Origin of the sequence: Novosphingobium resinovorum, assembly GCF_036352595.1 — a bacterium.
In the GTDB taxonomy this organism is placed as follows: domain Bacteria; phylum Pseudomonadota; class Alphaproteobacteria; order Sphingomonadales; family Sphingomonadaceae; genus Novosphingobium; species Novosphingobium resinovorum_B.
Genome location: NZ_JAZFAX010000001.1, coordinates 381992 through 396974, shown reverse-complemented (window position 1 = coordinate 396974; position 14983 = coordinate 381992). Strand labels below are relative to the sequence as shown.

Genomic DNA, 14983 nt, shown 5'->3' with positions numbered 1-14983 from the left:
TGCACGGGTCAAATAAACCCAAGAAAAACCCCGGAGCTTTCGCCCCGGGGTTCTGCATCGTCACCAGAAGAAGTCGTAGATCACATCGACGACTTCGCCGCTGTAGATATCCACCAGCAGTACGTCGTCATAGTAACGGACCCAGCGATAGGGGCCGTAGACGGGCGGCAGGCGGTAAGCGTACGGGTCGTTGATCCAGTAGCGGTTGCCGTAGAACATCGAGCCCAGCGAGAAGCCGATGCTCAGGCGGCGATAGGAGTAGCCGTTGTACGGGGCGTAATAGCGCCCGATCCGGTAAGTGTTGCGATTGCGGTCGCGGTAGCGCTGCCAGTCGTAGCGGTTGTCGCGCCGCCAGTCGTTGCGGTTCCAGGCCTGGCCGCGCCCGTTGTCGGGACGGCCGATGTTTCCCGGGCGTCCATCGTTACCAGGCCGGCGATCGTTGCCGCGCCAGCCATCGTTACCGGGACGCCGATCGCCGTCGCGCCAGCCATCGTTACCGGGACGCCGATCGCCGTCGCGCCAGCCGTCATTGCCGGGGCGGCCATCGTTACCCGGCCTTCCGTCATTGCCGGGACGCCGGCCATCTCCGGGCCGTCCGTCGTTGCCGGGACGATCAGGGGTGCCGCGCCAGGCGGTATTGTCGCGTCGGTCGTCGTCGCGGCGCACCGCCTGCCCGGCGCCGCGATCGGCCTGCGGGCGCTGGGGACTGCCCTGCCAGGCATTGCCGCGCTGGCCCGGGGCTTCCTGCCCGGCGCGCTGGGGCTGTTGCTGAGGCTGCTGCTGGGGCCGATTGCGGCCGCTGAAGTCGCCCCAACGGGCTCCGCCCTGCGGGTTCGGTGCGCTGCGCTGCTGGGCGGGCTGGGCCTGCGGCTGCGGGCGCGCTTGAGGTTGCTGTCGCGGCGCCTGCTGCGCGCGTTCGGGTCGTCCGCCGCCGCGATCTTCGTCGGGCTTGGCGAAGCTCGTGACTGGCAGCGAGGCGAGGGTCAGGGCCATGGCGCCTGCGGTGAAGAGCGCGCCTGCCTTGGTGGTCTTGTTATGGGTCATCGTAATCGGTCTCCAAACCGAGGCGCCGGACGGCGAAGCGCGGCTCATCGTGACCGTGGATGTACCGGGTTCGCGCTGTCGGAAAGGTGAATAGTGGCGTCGCTCACTGTTAAGTTTCGTAATATTGCAGCGACAAACGAAAGAGCCGCCGCCCGGTTGCCCGGACGGCGGCTCTTTCGTTAGGTGGTACGGCACAGAAAGCCGCCGGATGGCGGCTCTCGACACACCACAAATCAGCGCCTCAGCGCGTCAGCTTCTTGTACGCCAGCGCTGTCGGACGATCGGCCGCATCGCCCAGACGGCGGCGCTTGTCCTCCTCATAGGCGGCGAAGTTGCCTTCGAACCATTCGACGTGGCTGTTGCCCTCGAACGCGAGGATGTGGGTGGCGAGACGGTCGAGGAAGAAGCGATCGTGGCTGATGACCACGGCGCAGCCCGCGAAGTTCTCGATCGCCTCTTCCAGCGCGCCCAGCGTTTCCACGTCGAGGTCGTTGGTCGGTTCGTCGAGCAGGAGGACGTTGCCACCCTCCTTGAGCATCTTGGCCATGTGGACGCGGTTGCGTTCACCGCCGGACAGCTTGCCGACGTTCTTCTGCTGGTCGGCGCCCTTGAAGTTGAACGCACCGACATAGGCGCGGGTCGAGGTGTCGTGACCGTTGACCTTCATGTAGTCGAGGCCGTCGGAGATTTCCTCCCAGACGTTCTTCTTGGGGTCGAGGTGGTCGCGGCTCTGGTCGACGAAGCCGAGGTGGACGGTCGAGCCCATCTCGATGGTGCCTTCGTCAGGCGTTTCCTTGCCGGTGATGAGCTTGAACAGCGTCGACTTGCCCGCGCCGTTCGGGCCGATGACGCCGACGATGCCGCCCGGCGGCAGGATGAACGAGAGGTTCTCGAACAGCAGCTTGTCGCCGTAAGCCTTCGAGATGTTGTTGACCTCGATGACCTTGCCGCCGAGGCGCTCGGGCACCTGGATGACGATCTGGGCCTTGCCGGGACGGCGGCCGGACTGCGCTTCCTGCAGCTGCTCGAACTTGCGGATACGCGCCTTGGACTTGGTCTGGCGCGCGGCCGGAGTCTGCCGGATCCACTCGAGTTCTTCCTTGAGCGCCTTGGCGCGGCCGGATTCCTCGCGGTCCTCCTGCTCCATGCGCTTGGACTTCTTCTCGAGATAGGTCGAGTAGTTGCCCTCATACGGGAAGTACTTGCCGCGATCGAGTTCGAGGATCCAGTTCACCACGTTGTCCAGGAAGTAGCGATCGTGGGTGATCATCAAGACCGCGCCCGCGTATTCCTTGAGGTGGTTTTCCAGCCATTCGACGGATTCGGCGTCGAGGTGGTTGGTCGGTTCGTCGAGCAGCAGGATCGAGGGCTTCTGGATCAGCAGGCGCGTCAGCGCGACGCGGCGCTTTTCACCGCCCGACAGGCTGTTCACCGGCCAGTCGCTCGGCGGGCAGCGGAGGGCCTCCATCGCGATTTCGAGCTGGTTGTCGAGCGTCCAGCCGTCGACCGCGTCGATCTTGCCCTGCAGGTCGCCCATTTCCTCCATCAGCGCGTCGAAGTCGACGTCCTCCGGCGGGTCGCCCATGATGTTGGAGATCTCGTTGAAGCGGTCGACCAGATCGGCGGTCTCGCGCGCGCCGTCCTTGACGTTTTCGAGGACGGTCTTGGTCGGATCGAGTTCCGGCTCCTGTTCAAGGTAGCCGACAGTGATGTTCTCACCCGGCCAGGCTTCGCCGGTGAAATCGGTGTCGATGCCGGCCATGATCTTGATCAGGGTGGACTTACCGGCACCGTTCGGGCCGACGATGCCGATCTTGGCGCCCTGGTAGAACTGCAGCGAGATGTCGCTGAGCACCGGCTTCTGGGCACCGGGGAAGGTCTTGGTCATGCCCTTCATGACATAGGCGTATTGGGCGGCCATGGAGTTCCTCTGGATGGAAATTCGAAGTCTGGATGGAGTTGGGGCCGCTACTACAGGGGCGAGGGCGGGTTGCCAAGGGCAGCGCGGCGGGTGACGGCCCTGGCGAGATCCCTTGCCATGCCCGGCAGGAACGCCAGCCCCGCCGTCACCATCGGCACGCACAGGATCGCCCAGTAGAAGTTCACCGGCCGCGCGAAGACCGCCAGCAGCAGCGCCACCCCGCCCAGCCACGGCACCGCGAAGCGCGCCACCGGGGCCGGCGCGCCGAGGAACCCCGCCAGCGAGAGGAACACTGCCAGGAAACAGAACGGCGCCGGGATCAGGTGGAGCAGGGTCACGTCGGCGATGTCCTGCAGCACCGCTCCCGGCCCGCGCAGCCCGCCCCAGGCTTGCGAGAGCGCGTCGGTCGGCAGCGACAGCGGAATGACCGCCTGCCGGTGCAGCGCGAGGATCAGCGCATAGAGCGCGACGAGCGCGGCCCATGTCGCGAACTCGCGTCGGCGGCCTTCGACGAGGCTCCAGAACGCGGCGACCAGCACGAAAGGCAGCGCCAGTTCGCGGATCGCCAGCGCGGCTGCGGCGGCGATCACGGCGGCGACCCAGGCGCCGCGCACCCGCAGCGCCGCCGCGAGCGCCACCAGCGTGCCGGCCCACAATTCGTGCGAGACCATAAGCCCCGGACTGGCCGCCATTGCGCCGCCGACGAGCACCAGCAGCATCGCCGCCATCCGCGTGGGCGCGCCGACCAGCGGGCGCAGCATCGCGAACCACGCGGCGGCGGCGGCGAGCAGCAGCGCGTCCAGCAGCAGCCCGGCCACGCGCCAGCCCAGCATGGCCTCGATCCACGCCAGCGTGGGCAGGCGCACAGTGACGAAGGGACTGGTGGGAAAGCCATGGGCGCGCTGGAGGCGGACGGCGGCATGGTAATAGCCTTCACCGCCCGCGACCGCGTTGCCGACGTCGGTGTAGAGCTGGACGTCGGAATAGCGCCCGTCGCCGCTGATCGCCTCGCCGCTCTCGGATGCCCCGATGGTCAGCGATGCCGCCGCCAGCAGGACGATCAGCACGATCACGGCAAGGGCCTGGAGACGGGTCAGCGCGGCAAGCATGCGCGCGGTTGTGTTCGCTCGCGCCGGTCGCGGCAAGGCGTATGGGCGATTATCCACACAGCGGGACGAGCACAGCGGGACGAGGTTGTCCGGCAGCGCTTGGCAGCGCGATGCCGCTCGGTTAGCAGTTGCACCATGAACCATCTCCCCCCCTTGCGCGCCGCCTTGCTTGCGGGTGCGCTGTGCGCCTCCACCGCCGTTTTCGCCGCGCCCCAGCAGGGCACCGGCGTCGCCTGGGACATCGTCGAGGGCATCACCACCGAGATCGGCCCGCGCCCTGCGGGATCGCCCGCCGAAGGTCGCGCGCGTGCCTGGGGCGAGGCCAGGCTCAAGGCGCTGGGCTTCAGCAACGTGCGCGTCGAGGAATTCAAGACCCGCGCCTGGACGCGCGGCCCCGAAAGCGCGGCGCTGACGGCCCCTTACGCGCAGCCGCTGGCGATCACCGCGCTCGGCTTCTCGGTCCCCACGCCCAAGGGCGGGCTCAAGGCCGAACTGGTCTACTTCCCGACGCTCGCCGCGCTGGAGGCGGCGCCGGACGGCTCGCTCAAGGGCAAGGTCGCCTTCATCGACCACGCCATGCGCGCGGCGCAGGACGGCTCGGGCTACGGGCCCTACGGCAATGTGCGCAGGCAGGGCCCGACGATCGCCTCGCGCAAGGGCGCGGCGGGCGTGGTGATCCGCTCGGCCGGGACCGACAGCCACCGCAACCCGCATACCGGCGTGACCATCTTCGCCAGCGACGTCACCCCGATCCCGGCGGGCGCGGTGTCCAATCCCGACGCCGACCTCGTCGCCCGCACCGCCGCGCGCGGCAAGCCGATGGCGATCGACCTGAGGCTGGAAGGCAAGCCGTTCCCCGACGCGCCTTCGGGCAACGTCATCGCCGACCTGCCGGGGCGCGATCCCTCGCTGCCGATCATCCTCGTTGGCTGCCACCTCGATTCGTGGGATCTGGGGACCGGCGCGGTGGACGATGCCTCGGGCTGCGCGATCGTCACCGCCGCCGCGCTCGCGGCGCAGAAGGACGGGCAGACGCTGCGCACGATCCGCGTGCTGTGGTCGGGCAACGAGGAAATGGGCCTGACCGGCGGCGGCGGCGCGCATTACGTGAAGATGCATGGCTCCGAAGCGCATGCCGTGGCGATGGAGAGCGACTTCGGCGCCGACAGGGTGTGGCAGGTCAAGTTCAACACCGCCGCGCAGAACAAGCCGCTGGTGGACAAGGTCAAGGCCGCGCTCTGGCCGATGGGCATCGTCCCGCATGAAGGGCTGGCCGACGGCGGCGAGGACGTCTCGGCGATCATCGCCGCGCAGAAGCTCGCGGTGATCGACCTCGGGCAGGACGGGACGCATTACTTCGACCTGCACCACACGCCCGACGATACGCTCGACAAGGTCGATCCGGCAGCGCTGCAGCAGAACGTCGATGCCTGGGCAGCGGTGCTCGGGGTGATCGCCAACGAGCCGGGGACGATCGGTAAGGCGGGCGCGTAGGATATGGCCTTCGTCATTCCCGACGCACGCCGGGAATGACGAAGGCGGGATTATCCAGCCGCCGCGATCCGCTCCGCCAACGCGACCAGCCGCTGTGCCTGTTCGAGATGGAGCAGCTCGGTCATCCGGCCGTCCACCTTGATCGCGCCCTTGCCCCGGTTCTCGGGTAGCGCAAAGGCCGCGATCACCGCTCCGGCCCAGGCCAGATCCGCCTCGCCGGGAGAGAACACCGCGTTGCACGGATCGATCTGCGCGGGATGGATCAGGCTCTTGCCGTCGAAGCCATAAAGCAGGCCCTGCCGCGCCTCGGCCTCGAATACCGCGAGGTCGCGGAATTCGTTGCACACGCCGTCGAGCACCGCGACGCCATGCGTCCGCGCGGCGGCGACCGCCATCGACAGGAACGGCAGGAACGGCGTGCGCGGCGCCGTCAGCTGCGCGCGCATTTCCTTGGCCAGGTCGTTGGTGCCGATGATCCACAGCGACAGCCGGGTGTCGCGCGCCTTCGCGGCGATCGGCTCCAGCGCGAAGACGCTCGCGCAGGTCTCGATCATCGCCCAGAGCTGGAGCGAGGCCGGCGCCCCGGCGAGCGCGGCCTGATAGCGGTCGATATCGGCCGGACCGTTGACCTTGGGTACCAGCACCGCGTCGGCCTTCGAGCCGGCGATGGCGGCAAGGTCGGCGGCGCCCCATTCGGTGTCGATGCCGTTGGCGCGGATCGCGACCTCGCGGTGGCCGAAGCCGCCTTCCGCCACGGCCGCGATCGCGGCGGCGCGGGCCTCGTCCTTGGCCTCGGGCGCGACGGCGTCCTCGAGGTCGAGAATCACCACGTCGCAGGGCAGGGTGCGCGCCTTGGCGATGGCCTTGGCATTGGAGGCGGGCAGATAGAGGGCGCTGCGGCGGGGGCGGTCGGCGGCTGTCATCAAGGCAGGTTCCCGGGATCGAGGATGTCCCCGCCTCCTTGGGCCGGGCATCGCCGCCCGGTCAAGCGCGCGCCGCATGGTTGCCAGGCCGTGACGCGATCACTGGCGGACTTCCCCTAAGCACAAGGTACAGTTTGCAATCGTTTGCCGGATATATGGAGGGGCATCAGCCGCAAGTGGTCGCTGCGCATCGCGACCGGGGCCTGCCGGAGTCCCTCCTCCGCTCCTGCAGGCCCGACGCGGCAGCCCTTCCCAGGGTCGCAGACATCGCCCCGTGACGCTCCAACCGGCGCACGGGGCGATGATTTTCTCATACCGTGTCGAGGATGCGTTCGCTTTCCCGCCAAAGCCGCGCGGCCGCCGCATCGTCGCGCGCCTGCGGGGCGGCGGGGATCTCCGCGAGATCGTGGAAATAGCGCCCCCCGTCCGCGCCGCCCTCGGCCGCGGTGGCGAGCCAGACGATCGTGCGCGCGGGCTGCTCGGGCCCGATGAGATCCTGGCCCTGGCCATAGGCCTGCAGCGAGGCTTCGCCGTGGGTCCAGAAGTTGGAGCCGACCTTGCCCGGATGCATGGCCTGCGCGGTGATCCCGGTGCCGGAAAGCCGCCGGTCGAGTTCGCGGGTGAACAGCAGGTTGGCCAGCTTGGCCTGGCAATAGGCGGGGCCGGTGGCGAACCGGTCCGACAGCATCAGGTCGTCCCAATGCATCGCCGGGCACTGTTCGTGCGCCAGCGAGGACACCGCGATCACCCGTACCGTTCCCGGCGGGCTGTCCCCGGCGGCACGTTCGAGCAGCGGCATGAGTTCGCGGGTCAGCAGGAACGGTGCGAGGTGGTTGGCGGCGAAAGTCGCCTCCAGCCCCTCGGACGAGATGTAGCGCCCGTCGCGGATGCCGCCGGCGTTGTTGACGAGGACGTGGACCCGGTCGGTCAGCGCCGCGATCTCGCCCGCGACGCGGCGCACGTCGGCCATCTCGGCGAAGTCGCCGCGCAGGAAATCGACTTTGCCCAGCGTGCGCAGTTCGGCTTCGGCGGCATCGCAGCGCGCCGGGTCGCGGCCGGTGGCGATGACGTGCCAGCCCATGCGGGCGAAAGCCCCGGCGCTGGCCTTGCCAATGCCCGAGCTTGCCCCAGTGATGACGACGGTACGGTCGGGATCGGGCATGCGGGGATTCCTCTCTTGTGCTCGCGCGCCCGGTTGCCGGGTCGCGGGGGTGTACGGTCAGTTCATCGCGGGAGCGCGCCTTTCAGGAACAGCCCCACGGCAAAACGCACGCGCCGGTCGATGTCCGCCCGCGACAATGTGTTGCCCGACAGAATGAAGCGCACCGGGCCGCTGACGACCATGCTCATGAACACGTTGGCCGCAAGCATCGCGTCGCCGATGGCGAGACGGCTGGCGCGGGTCTCTTCCTGCAGGATCTGCGCGAGGAAGCGCACGGTCGGTAGCGCGGCGATGTCGTAATAGGTCTGGAAGATTTCCGGGAAGCGGTAGCTCTCGGTATTGATGAGCCGCTGCAGCTTGGCGCCGGCAGGTTCTCCCACCAGCCCGATCCGCAGCATCGCGATGGCAATGAGCGTATCTTCCAGCGTGTCCCTGCGCGTGGCGGCGATCGTCCCGGCGCTGACTGCGCGGGCCTCGGTGCCGTGGCGGACGGCGGCGCGGAAGAGCGCGGCCTTGTCCGGGTACTTCGCATAGACCGTACGCTTGGTCATGTTCACGTCGGCGGCGATCCCCTCGATCGTGGCGCTTTCGTATCCTTTGTCGAGGAAGTGTTCGAGCGCGGTGTGGAGCAGGGCGACCTGCCGGGCCTGCGCCTGTTCGCGCGTGGGTCGGCCCGCCTTGGGGAGCGCAGGGTGCGTGTCTTCGAGCATGATCCCCATGGACCCGATTTGGCTTGCGTCGCCAAGAGGCTCGTGAATAATGAAACGCATAAGGTGTTATTAATCGAGTCGCGATGGACTGTCCAGTCCGTCGCGGCGGCAAGGGAGAGGAGTAAGGGAAGCATGGGCATTGCTGCGGACAAACTCACTGCGCTGGTCGCCGACCCGGAGCGCTTTGCGTTCTCGGCGGGCGAACTGCGCGAAACCCAGGTTGCCGCGCTGGACGAGCGGTTTCAGGAGCGCCGGGACCGGATCAGGCTGCTCGGCCTGCGCGCCCGCGATGCCGGGATCGACAGCATCGCGCGGATCGAGGACGTGGTGCCGGTGCTGTTTCCGCACACCGCCTACAAGTCCTATCCGGAAAGCTACCTGATGGACGAACGCTGGGATCGGCTGACCAAGTGGCTGGGCACGGTCTCGGCCTACCCGATCGAGGGCATCGCGACGGACGGGATCGCCGGGATCGACGACTGGATCGCGCGGCTGGCGGAGCAGGGGCACTTCATTTCCTGCTCCAGCGGCACCACCGGCAAGTCGGCGATGCTGATCGCCTCGCAGAAGGACATGGACTGGTCGCGGATCGATACCGTCAATGTCTTCGCGTGGGGCTCGGGCGTGGTTCCGGCGCAGGACCGGCTGATCATCGGCTGCGCTCCCGTGGCGACGGTGCCCAAGAACGCGGCGATCGCCCAGGCGCAGCACGAGGCTTTCGCCAATCCCGAGTGGCCGCGCTGGAACTATCCGGTGCCGCCGATCACGGTCGGTTCGCTGACGGCGATGGTGGTCATGCGCAAGAAGATCGCCGAGGGCACCGCCCGTCCGGACGAGATCGCCGTCTTCGAGGAAACATCGGCCGAGCGCGCGCGGCTGGTCGCCGATGCGGTGCCCGCGACGGCGCAATTCATCATCGAGAACCGGCATCGCAAGCTCCAGCTTTCGGGGCTGTGGAACGGACTGTGGCAGGTCGCCAAGGCCGTGCGCGACGCGGGCTACGGGCGTGAGGACTTCAACCCGGACAACTCGATCTACGTCGGCGGCGGCCTCAAGCGCGCGCAGCTTCCGACGGACTATCAGGACTATGTGTTCGAGACGTTCAACATCCCGGCCGACCGCCACTTCCAGAACTATTCGATGCAGGAACTGAATTCCGGCATGCCCAAGTGCCGAGAGGGCGGGCGCTATCACGTGCCGCCGTGGATCGTGCCGGTGCTGCTCGACAAGTCGGGTGACGAGGCGCTTCCCCATGCGGGCGGCGAACAGGAAGGGCGCGCGGCGTTCTTCGACCTCTCGCTCGACGGACGCTGGGGCGGCGTCATCACCGGCGACAGGATATCGCTGGACCATTCCCCCTGCGCCTGCGGCAACCATGGCCCCTCGATCCGCGACGACATCGCCCGTTATGCGGATCTCGAAGGCGACGACAAGATCGGCTGCGCAGGCACGGTCGACGCGTATGTGCGAGGTGTGGCATGAACGAGATCGCACAGCCTGAGGTCAGCGAAGACTGTGCGAGGTGTGGCATGAACGAGATCGCACAGCCTGAGGTCAGCGAAGACCTCGTCTCCGCCCCGTTCTTCCTGCGTGGCGAAGTGCTGCACGGGACCGACGTGATCCAGACGTCGCGCGACCTCGGCGTCACGTTCGCCACGCCGCGCATTCCGTTCGATCGCGCGGTGCCGCCGCGCACCGAAGTGCCGCCGCTCCTCAACGTACCGCTGGCCGAGATCATCGACTTCCTCGTCGAGACCGGCCAGCGCCTGCTCGCGCACGACAACCCGCACATGCAGGAATGCATCGAGCGCATGTGCCGCACGCATATCCTGCCTCGCGCCGTCGTCGAGAATACCGCGCGCCACGCGGCGGCCTATCTCGACAAGCGGGTGCTGATGGCCGAAGTCGAGCAGAACTTCCCCGATCCGCGCGCGCTCGACGAATGGGTGCCGAAGGAGGACTTCACCGGCCGCAAGAGCTTCGTGCGCGCCTTCGCACCGCGCCTGATCCATGTGCTGCCGGGCAATTCTCCCGGCGTCGCGGTGAAGTCGGTGGCGCAGGGGGCGATGGTCAAGGGCATCAACCTGTTCAAGATGAGCAGCGCCGATCCCTTCACCATGGTCGCGATCCTGCGCACGATGGCCGACCTCGATCCCACCCATCCGATCGTGCGCTCGATGTCGGCGGTCTACTGGCGCGGCGGCGACGATGCGACCGAGCGGGTGCTCTATCGCCCGCAGTACTTCGACAAGATCGTCGCCTGGGGCGGCGGGGACGCGATCAACAACGTCATCAAGTACCTCGGCCCCGGCTTCCAGCTGGTATCCTTCGATCCCAAGACCTCGATCTCGATGGTCGGGCGTGAGGCGCTGGCGTACGAGGAGACGATCGACCGGGTGGCGGACTTGTGCTCGGCGGACGTGATGACACTCAACCAGGAGGCCTGCGTCGCCAGCCGCTTCCAGTTCGTCGAGGGGGACGAGGCGGCGGTAGACCGTTTCTGCGCGCGCCTGCACCATCACGTGGCTCGCCGTGCGGCGGAAAGCGGCGACGTACGCCCGCTCGACATGGACATGCGCGAGGCGGTCGAATCGATGACGCTGATGGATGACGAGTACGGCGTCTGGGGCCGCACCGACGGGCGGGGCCTGGTGATCCGCTCGGACGAGCCGGTCGATTTTCACCCGATCAACAAGACCGCCAACGTCGTGCGCGTGGACAGCCTCGACGATGCGGTGAAGTGGATCAACGTGGCGACGCAGACGGTCGGCTTCTACCCGTTCGACCGCATGGCCGCCTACCGCGACCGCCTCGCCGCCGGGGGCGCGCAGCGCATCGTGCATCTGGGAGAAGCGGGGCCTTCGACCATCGGCAATCCGCACGACGCGATGTACCCGCTCCACCGCTTCGTGCACTGGATGGCGCACGAGGACGGGCGGGGGTAGTGCTTAGATGTGGCCCTAGATGTGACGGGGCGCATCCATGCGGTCATGCAGGATGCGCATCACCGCGACACCATAGTCGGTCGGCCGGAAATAGAGGACGTGCCTTCCCACTGCCCGTCGCCGGTACCCTGCACGGATGTGGCTGCAATCACTGGATTGCAGGGGTGCATTTGCCAGATCGGTGCACGCCTGTTCGATCTGATCCACATAAGCGACGGCTTGGGGAACGCCCCATTCGGCAGCGGTATGGTCGAAGATCGCTTCAAGGTCGCGTTGGGCTCTCGGGCTGAGCCGGAACTCAGCCATGCTCGGCGATCTTGCGCCGCTTGAAGGCTGTGAAGTCGAACGGTTCGGGCTCACCGCTTTGTTCGGCTTCGATCAGCGCGCTGCGAATGCCTTCGATTTCGCCGGACCGCTCCTGTTCGCGCCGGATGAGATCGCGGATCGCTTCGCTGTCGTTCGTATACCGCCCCGCGCGGACCTGAGAAGCGATCCAGGCATCCTGCTGATCGGTCAGCGTGATTGTCTTGCGTACCGTAGCCATGTGCTTTCCATCATACTATTAGTGCAGTTTAATGCTTGGAGCACAGGGCTGCAAGGCTCTCTTCAAGCCGCAACATCGCCGAGACGGATATGTCTGCCCCTCGCTTGCCTGCCGCGGCGAGTGCGCTACCCATCGATCAAACAGCCCGCCGTGCCGGGCATGCGAAGGGGATCATAACCACCATGGCCGTCGAAATCCTGCTCCCGAAGATCGGTTTCTCCATGCAGGAGGGCCAGGTCGCCGAATGGCTCGCCGCCGATGGGGCGCAAGTGACCGAAGGCCAGCCTCTGTTCTCGCTGGAGGCTGACAAGTCCACCAACGAGGTCGAATCCCCCGCCACCGGCACGCTCAAGATCGTTACGCAGACGGGCGAGACTTACGAAGTCGGCACCGTTCTCGGCTGGATCGAGTAACCGGCTGGACAGGCGCGGATCGTCGGGTCACTATCCGCGCCATGAACCGCCTTCTTACCGCTGTCGCCGCCTTCGGGCTCCTCGCTGTTTCGGGCACCGCGCATGCGAGCCTCGCGGTCGGCGCGAAGGCGCCGCAGTTCGCGGCCAAGGGCGCCAAGGCGGGCAAGGAAGTCGACTTCGATCTCGCCAAGGCGCTGAAGAAGGGGCCGGTCGTGCTCTACTTCTATCCCAAGGCATTCACGCAGGGCTGCACGCTGGAGGCCCACGCCTTCGCCGAAGCCACCCCCGAGTTCGCGCAGCTTGGCGCAACCGTGGTGGGGATGTCGGCAGATGACCTGCCGACGCTCAAGAAATTCTCGACCGAGGAATGCCGCGACAAGTTCGCGGTCGCCACCGCCAGCCCCAAGGTGACCACGGATTACGACGTCGCACTCACCCGACCGGGCGTCCCGGCAGGCATGACCCAGCGCGTCAGCTACGTCATCGACCAGAGCGGCCACGTCGCCTTCGTCCACTCCGACATGGACTACCGCGAACACGTCACGATGACGCTGGCGGCGGTCAAGGCGATGAAGGCCAAGCGCCCCGGTTGAACCCGGCCCCTTGCGCCGAACCGCCTGAGCGCCACTTTACAAACAGCCGTACTGCGCTAAGCGGTGCGGCTCGTTTGTTTCAGGCCGGTCGTGATCCCGGCTCATCGGAGATTTTCGCCATGCGTGCCGAGGGGCAGGCCCACATTGTCCGTATCGAGAAGGCCCTCGCGCTGGTCCGCAAGTTCCTCGACTGGGACCGCGCGCTGCGCCGGTTCGACGAGCTGAACGCGCGCGTCGAGGACCCGACCCTTTGGGAAAAGCCCAAGGAGGCCGAGGCGGTCATGAAGGAACGTCGCCGTCTCGAGGCCGCGATCGGCGCGGTGAACTCGATCAGCGCCGAGATGGCCGATGCCGTCGAGTTCGTCGAACTGGGCGAGATGGAAGGCGATGAGGAAACCATCGCCGAGGGCCTGTCGGCGCTCGCCGCGCTGGCCGAGCGCGCCGATCAGGACAAGGTCACCGCGCTGCTCTCGGGTGAGGCGGACGGCAACGACACCTACCTCGAAGTCCACGCCGGGGCCGGCGGAACCGAGAGCCAGGACTGGGCCGAAATCCTCCAGCGCATGTACACGCGCTGGGCGGAGCGCCACGGCTACAAGGTCGAGCTGGTCGACTATCACGCGGGCGAAGCGGCGGGCATCAAGAGCTGCACCCTGCTCATCAAGGGCGAGAACGCCTACGGCTATGCCAAGACCGAGAGCGGCGTCCACCGCCTGGTCCGCATCAGCCCTTATGACAGCGCGGCGCGGCGCCACACCAGCTTCTCGTCGGTGTGGGTATACCCGGTGATCGATGATACCTTCGAGATCGAGATCAACCCGTCGGACCTGAAGATCGACACCTATCGCGCTTCGGGCGCGGGCGGTCAGCACGTCAACACCACCGATTCGGCCGTGCGCATCACGCACCAGCCCTCGGGGATCATCGTCGCCAGCCAGATCGACCGTTCGCAGCACAAGAACCGCGAAATCGCCATGGGCATGCTGAAAGCGCGCATGTTCGAGGCCGAGATGCGCCGCCGCGAGGAAGCCGCCAGCGCCGAACACGCCAGCAAGAGCGACATCGGCTGGGGGCATCAGATCCGCTCCTACGTGCTGCAGCCGTACCAGCAGGTGAAGGATCTGCGCACGGGTGTGGTCTCGACCGCGCCCGACGACGTGCTTGACGGTGCGCTCGATCCGTTCATGGCTGCGGCCCTGTCGCAGCGCGTGACCGGCGAGAAGGTCGAAGTCGAAGACGCCGACTGAGGCGTGACAGAACGTCCCGCCCCGGCACAGGGCCGGGGTGCGGGGGCATGAATGCGACGGATGTTCTTCAACCGTTTTGCCAATTCGGCGCGCAGCCGCTAAGGGGCCGCATGTTTCGCGTGCTTACCCTCATTCCCGCTGTAATGGCGCTGGCGCTCGCCGCCTGCCAGCAGCCTGCCGTCAACGACGGCAGGGACAAGGATGCACCGCGCTTTCCCAAGGCCGACCGCCCGGTTTCGCATGCCGCCGCCACGACCTTTTCGTCCGAAGCGCAGCGCGACAGTGTCAACGAGGCGAACCTCGTGATGGACCTTGCGCGGATCGCGCCGGGCATGAGCGTCGCCGATCTGGGCGCGGGGGAGGGCTACTACACCGTCCGCCTCTCGCACCGCGTGGGCAGGAAGGGCCGGGTTCTCGCCGAGGACATCAACGCAACCGCCAACGAGCGGCTGGGCGCGCGGGTCATGCGCGAGGAACTGGAGAACGTCTCGATCAAGCTCGGCCGGCCGAGCGATCCGAGCCTGCCGGTCAACAGCTTCGACCGCATCTTCCTGGTCCACATGTATCACGAGGTCGGTGAGCCCTATGCGTTCCTGTGGCGGCTGCGGCCGGCGCTGCGCAAGGGAGGCAAGATCATCGTCGTCGATGTCGACCGTCCGTCCGACGCGCACGGCCTGCCGCCGTCGCTGTTGTTCTGCGAATTTGCGTCGGTGGGCTATCGTTTGACGGAATTTGTTCGCAAGCCCGAGCTACAGGGCTATTATGCGCAATTTGAAGCCGCAGGGGCAAGGCCTGCACCGGCAGATATCAAGCCGTGCCGTATTTCTGGCGTAGCGCCGCCGAAAACCAATGGATCGCAGGGCTGAGCGCGAAAGCCT

General features: G+C 67.1%; 15 protein-coding genes. 7 read left to right on the top strand and 8 right to left on the bottom strand.

Annotated features, from left to right (window positions below; all coding sequences use genetic code 11):
- Positions 1 to 60: 60 nt before the first annotated feature.
- The 3 genes from V2S85_RS01985 to V2S85_RS01975 all read right to left on the bottom strand — a co-directional run bounded on the left by V2S85_RS01985 (position 61) and on the right by V2S85_RS01975 (position 4074).
- Positions 61 to 1044, bottom strand: a complete 984-nt coding sequence (locus V2S85_RS01985) for an RcnB family protein (protein ID WP_330701189.1) — start codon at positions 1042 to 1044, stop codon at positions 61 to 63.
- Between the two features lie 241 nt (positions 1045 to 1285).
- Positions 1286 to 2965, bottom strand: a complete 1680-nt coding sequence (gene ettA / locus V2S85_RS01980; RefSeq protein WP_008830987.1) for an energy-dependent translational throttle protein EttA — start codon at positions 2963 to 2965, stop codon at positions 1286 to 1288.
- Between the two features lie 50 nt (positions 2966 to 3015).
- On the bottom strand, positions 3016 to 4074 hold the full coding sequence (locus V2S85_RS01975) for a hypothetical protein (protein WP_330701188.1): 1059 nt from the start codon (positions 4072 to 4074) through the stop codon (positions 3016 to 3018).
- 135 nt (positions 4075 to 4209) lie between these two features.
- On the opposite strand from V2S85_RS01975, the gene V2S85_RS01970 reads away from it, so the two are divergent.
- Positions 4210 to 5568, top strand: a complete 1359-nt coding sequence (locus V2S85_RS01970) for a M20/M25/M40 family metallo-hydrolase (protein ID WP_330701187.1) — start codon at positions 4210 to 4212, stop codon at positions 5566 to 5568.
- 50 nt (positions 5569 to 5618) lie between these two features.
- On the opposite strand, the gene V2S85_RS01965 is transcribed toward V2S85_RS01970, so the two are convergent.
- From V2S85_RS01965 to V2S85_RS01955, 3 genes are all read right to left on the bottom strand, one after another.
- The gene (locus V2S85_RS01965; protein ID WP_330701186.1) at positions 5619 to 6491 is read right to left on the bottom strand and encodes a CoA ester lyase; all 873 of its coding nucleotides are present in this window, start codon (positions 6489 to 6491) and stop codon (positions 5619 to 5621) included.
- A gap of 310 nt (positions 6492 to 6801) precedes the next feature.
- Complete coding sequence (locus V2S85_RS01960) at positions 6802 to 7653, bottom strand: SDR family NAD(P)-dependent oxidoreductase (protein ID WP_330701185.1); 852 nt, start codon at positions 7651 to 7653, stop codon at positions 6802 to 6804.
- A 62-nt stretch (positions 7654 to 7715) separates the two neighbouring features.
- Positions 7716 to 8363, bottom strand: coding sequence for a TetR/AcrR family transcriptional regulator (locus V2S85_RS01955; protein WP_330701184.1), 648 nt, complete (start codon positions 8361 to 8363; stop codon positions 7716 to 7718).
- A 132-nt stretch (positions 8364 to 8495) separates the two neighbouring features.
- Between V2S85_RS01955 and V2S85_RS01950 the strand changes: the two genes are divergently transcribed.
- Together V2S85_RS01950 and V2S85_RS01945 are read left to right on the top strand one after the other, a co-directional pair.
- Complete coding sequence (locus V2S85_RS01950; protein ID WP_330701183.1) at positions 8496 to 9845, top strand: hypothetical protein; 1350 nt, start codon at positions 8496 to 8498, stop codon at positions 9843 to 9845.
- A gap of 47 nt (positions 9846 to 9892) precedes the next feature.
- Positions 9893 to 11308 (top strand): acyl-CoA reductase, encoded by a 1416-nt coding sequence (locus tag V2S85_RS01945; protein ID WP_330701182.1) that lies wholly within the window; start codon positions 9893 to 9895, stop codon positions 11306 to 11308.
- Positions 11309 to 11323: 15 nt separating this feature from the next.
- On the opposite strand, the gene V2S85_RS01940 is transcribed toward V2S85_RS01945, so the two are convergent.
- Positions 11324 to 11614: a type II toxin-antitoxin system RelE/ParE family toxin gene (locus tag V2S85_RS01940; protein ID WP_330701181.1), complete on the bottom strand. Its 291-nt coding sequence runs from the start codon at positions 11612 to 11614 to the stop codon at positions 11324 to 11326.
- Positions 11607 to 11852: a type II toxin-antitoxin system ParD family antitoxin gene (locus V2S85_RS01935; RefSeq protein ID WP_271183205.1), complete on the bottom strand. Its 246-nt coding sequence runs from the start codon at positions 11850 to 11852 to the stop codon at positions 11607 to 11609. The genes V2S85_RS01940 and V2S85_RS01935 overlap by 8 nt, the downstream gene beginning before the upstream one ends.
- Before the next feature lie 182 nt (positions 11853 to 12034).
- On the opposite strand from V2S85_RS01935, the gene V2S85_RS01930 reads away from it, so the two are divergent.
- The 4 genes from V2S85_RS01930 (at position 12035) to V2S85_RS01915 (ending at position 14971) form a co-directional block, all read left to right on the top strand.
- Positions 12035 to 12265 (top strand): biotin/lipoyl-containing protein, encoded by a 231-nt coding sequence (locus tag V2S85_RS01930; RefSeq protein WP_008830979.1) that lies wholly within the window; start codon positions 12035 to 12037, stop codon positions 12263 to 12265.
- 41 nt (positions 12266 to 12306) lie between these two features.
- On the top strand, positions 12307 to 12858 hold the full coding sequence (locus V2S85_RS01925) for a peroxiredoxin (protein WP_330701180.1): 552 nt from the start codon (positions 12307 to 12309) through the stop codon (positions 12856 to 12858).
- Between the two features lie 119 nt (positions 12859 to 12977).
- Positions 12978 to 14105 carry a peptide chain release factor 2 gene (gene prfB, locus V2S85_RS01920; protein ID WP_036522883.1) on the top strand — a complete coding sequence of 376 codons (1128 nt, stop codon included), beginning with the start codon at positions 12978 to 12980 and terminating at the stop codon, positions 14103 to 14105.
- A 110-nt stretch (positions 14106 to 14215) separates the two neighbouring features.
- A complete protein-coding gene (locus tag V2S85_RS01915; protein ID WP_330701179.1) occupies positions 14216 to 14971 on the top strand; it encodes a class I SAM-dependent methyltransferase in 756 nt (251 codons plus the stop codon).
- The last annotated feature ends 12 nt before the right edge of the window (positions 14972 to 14983 follow it).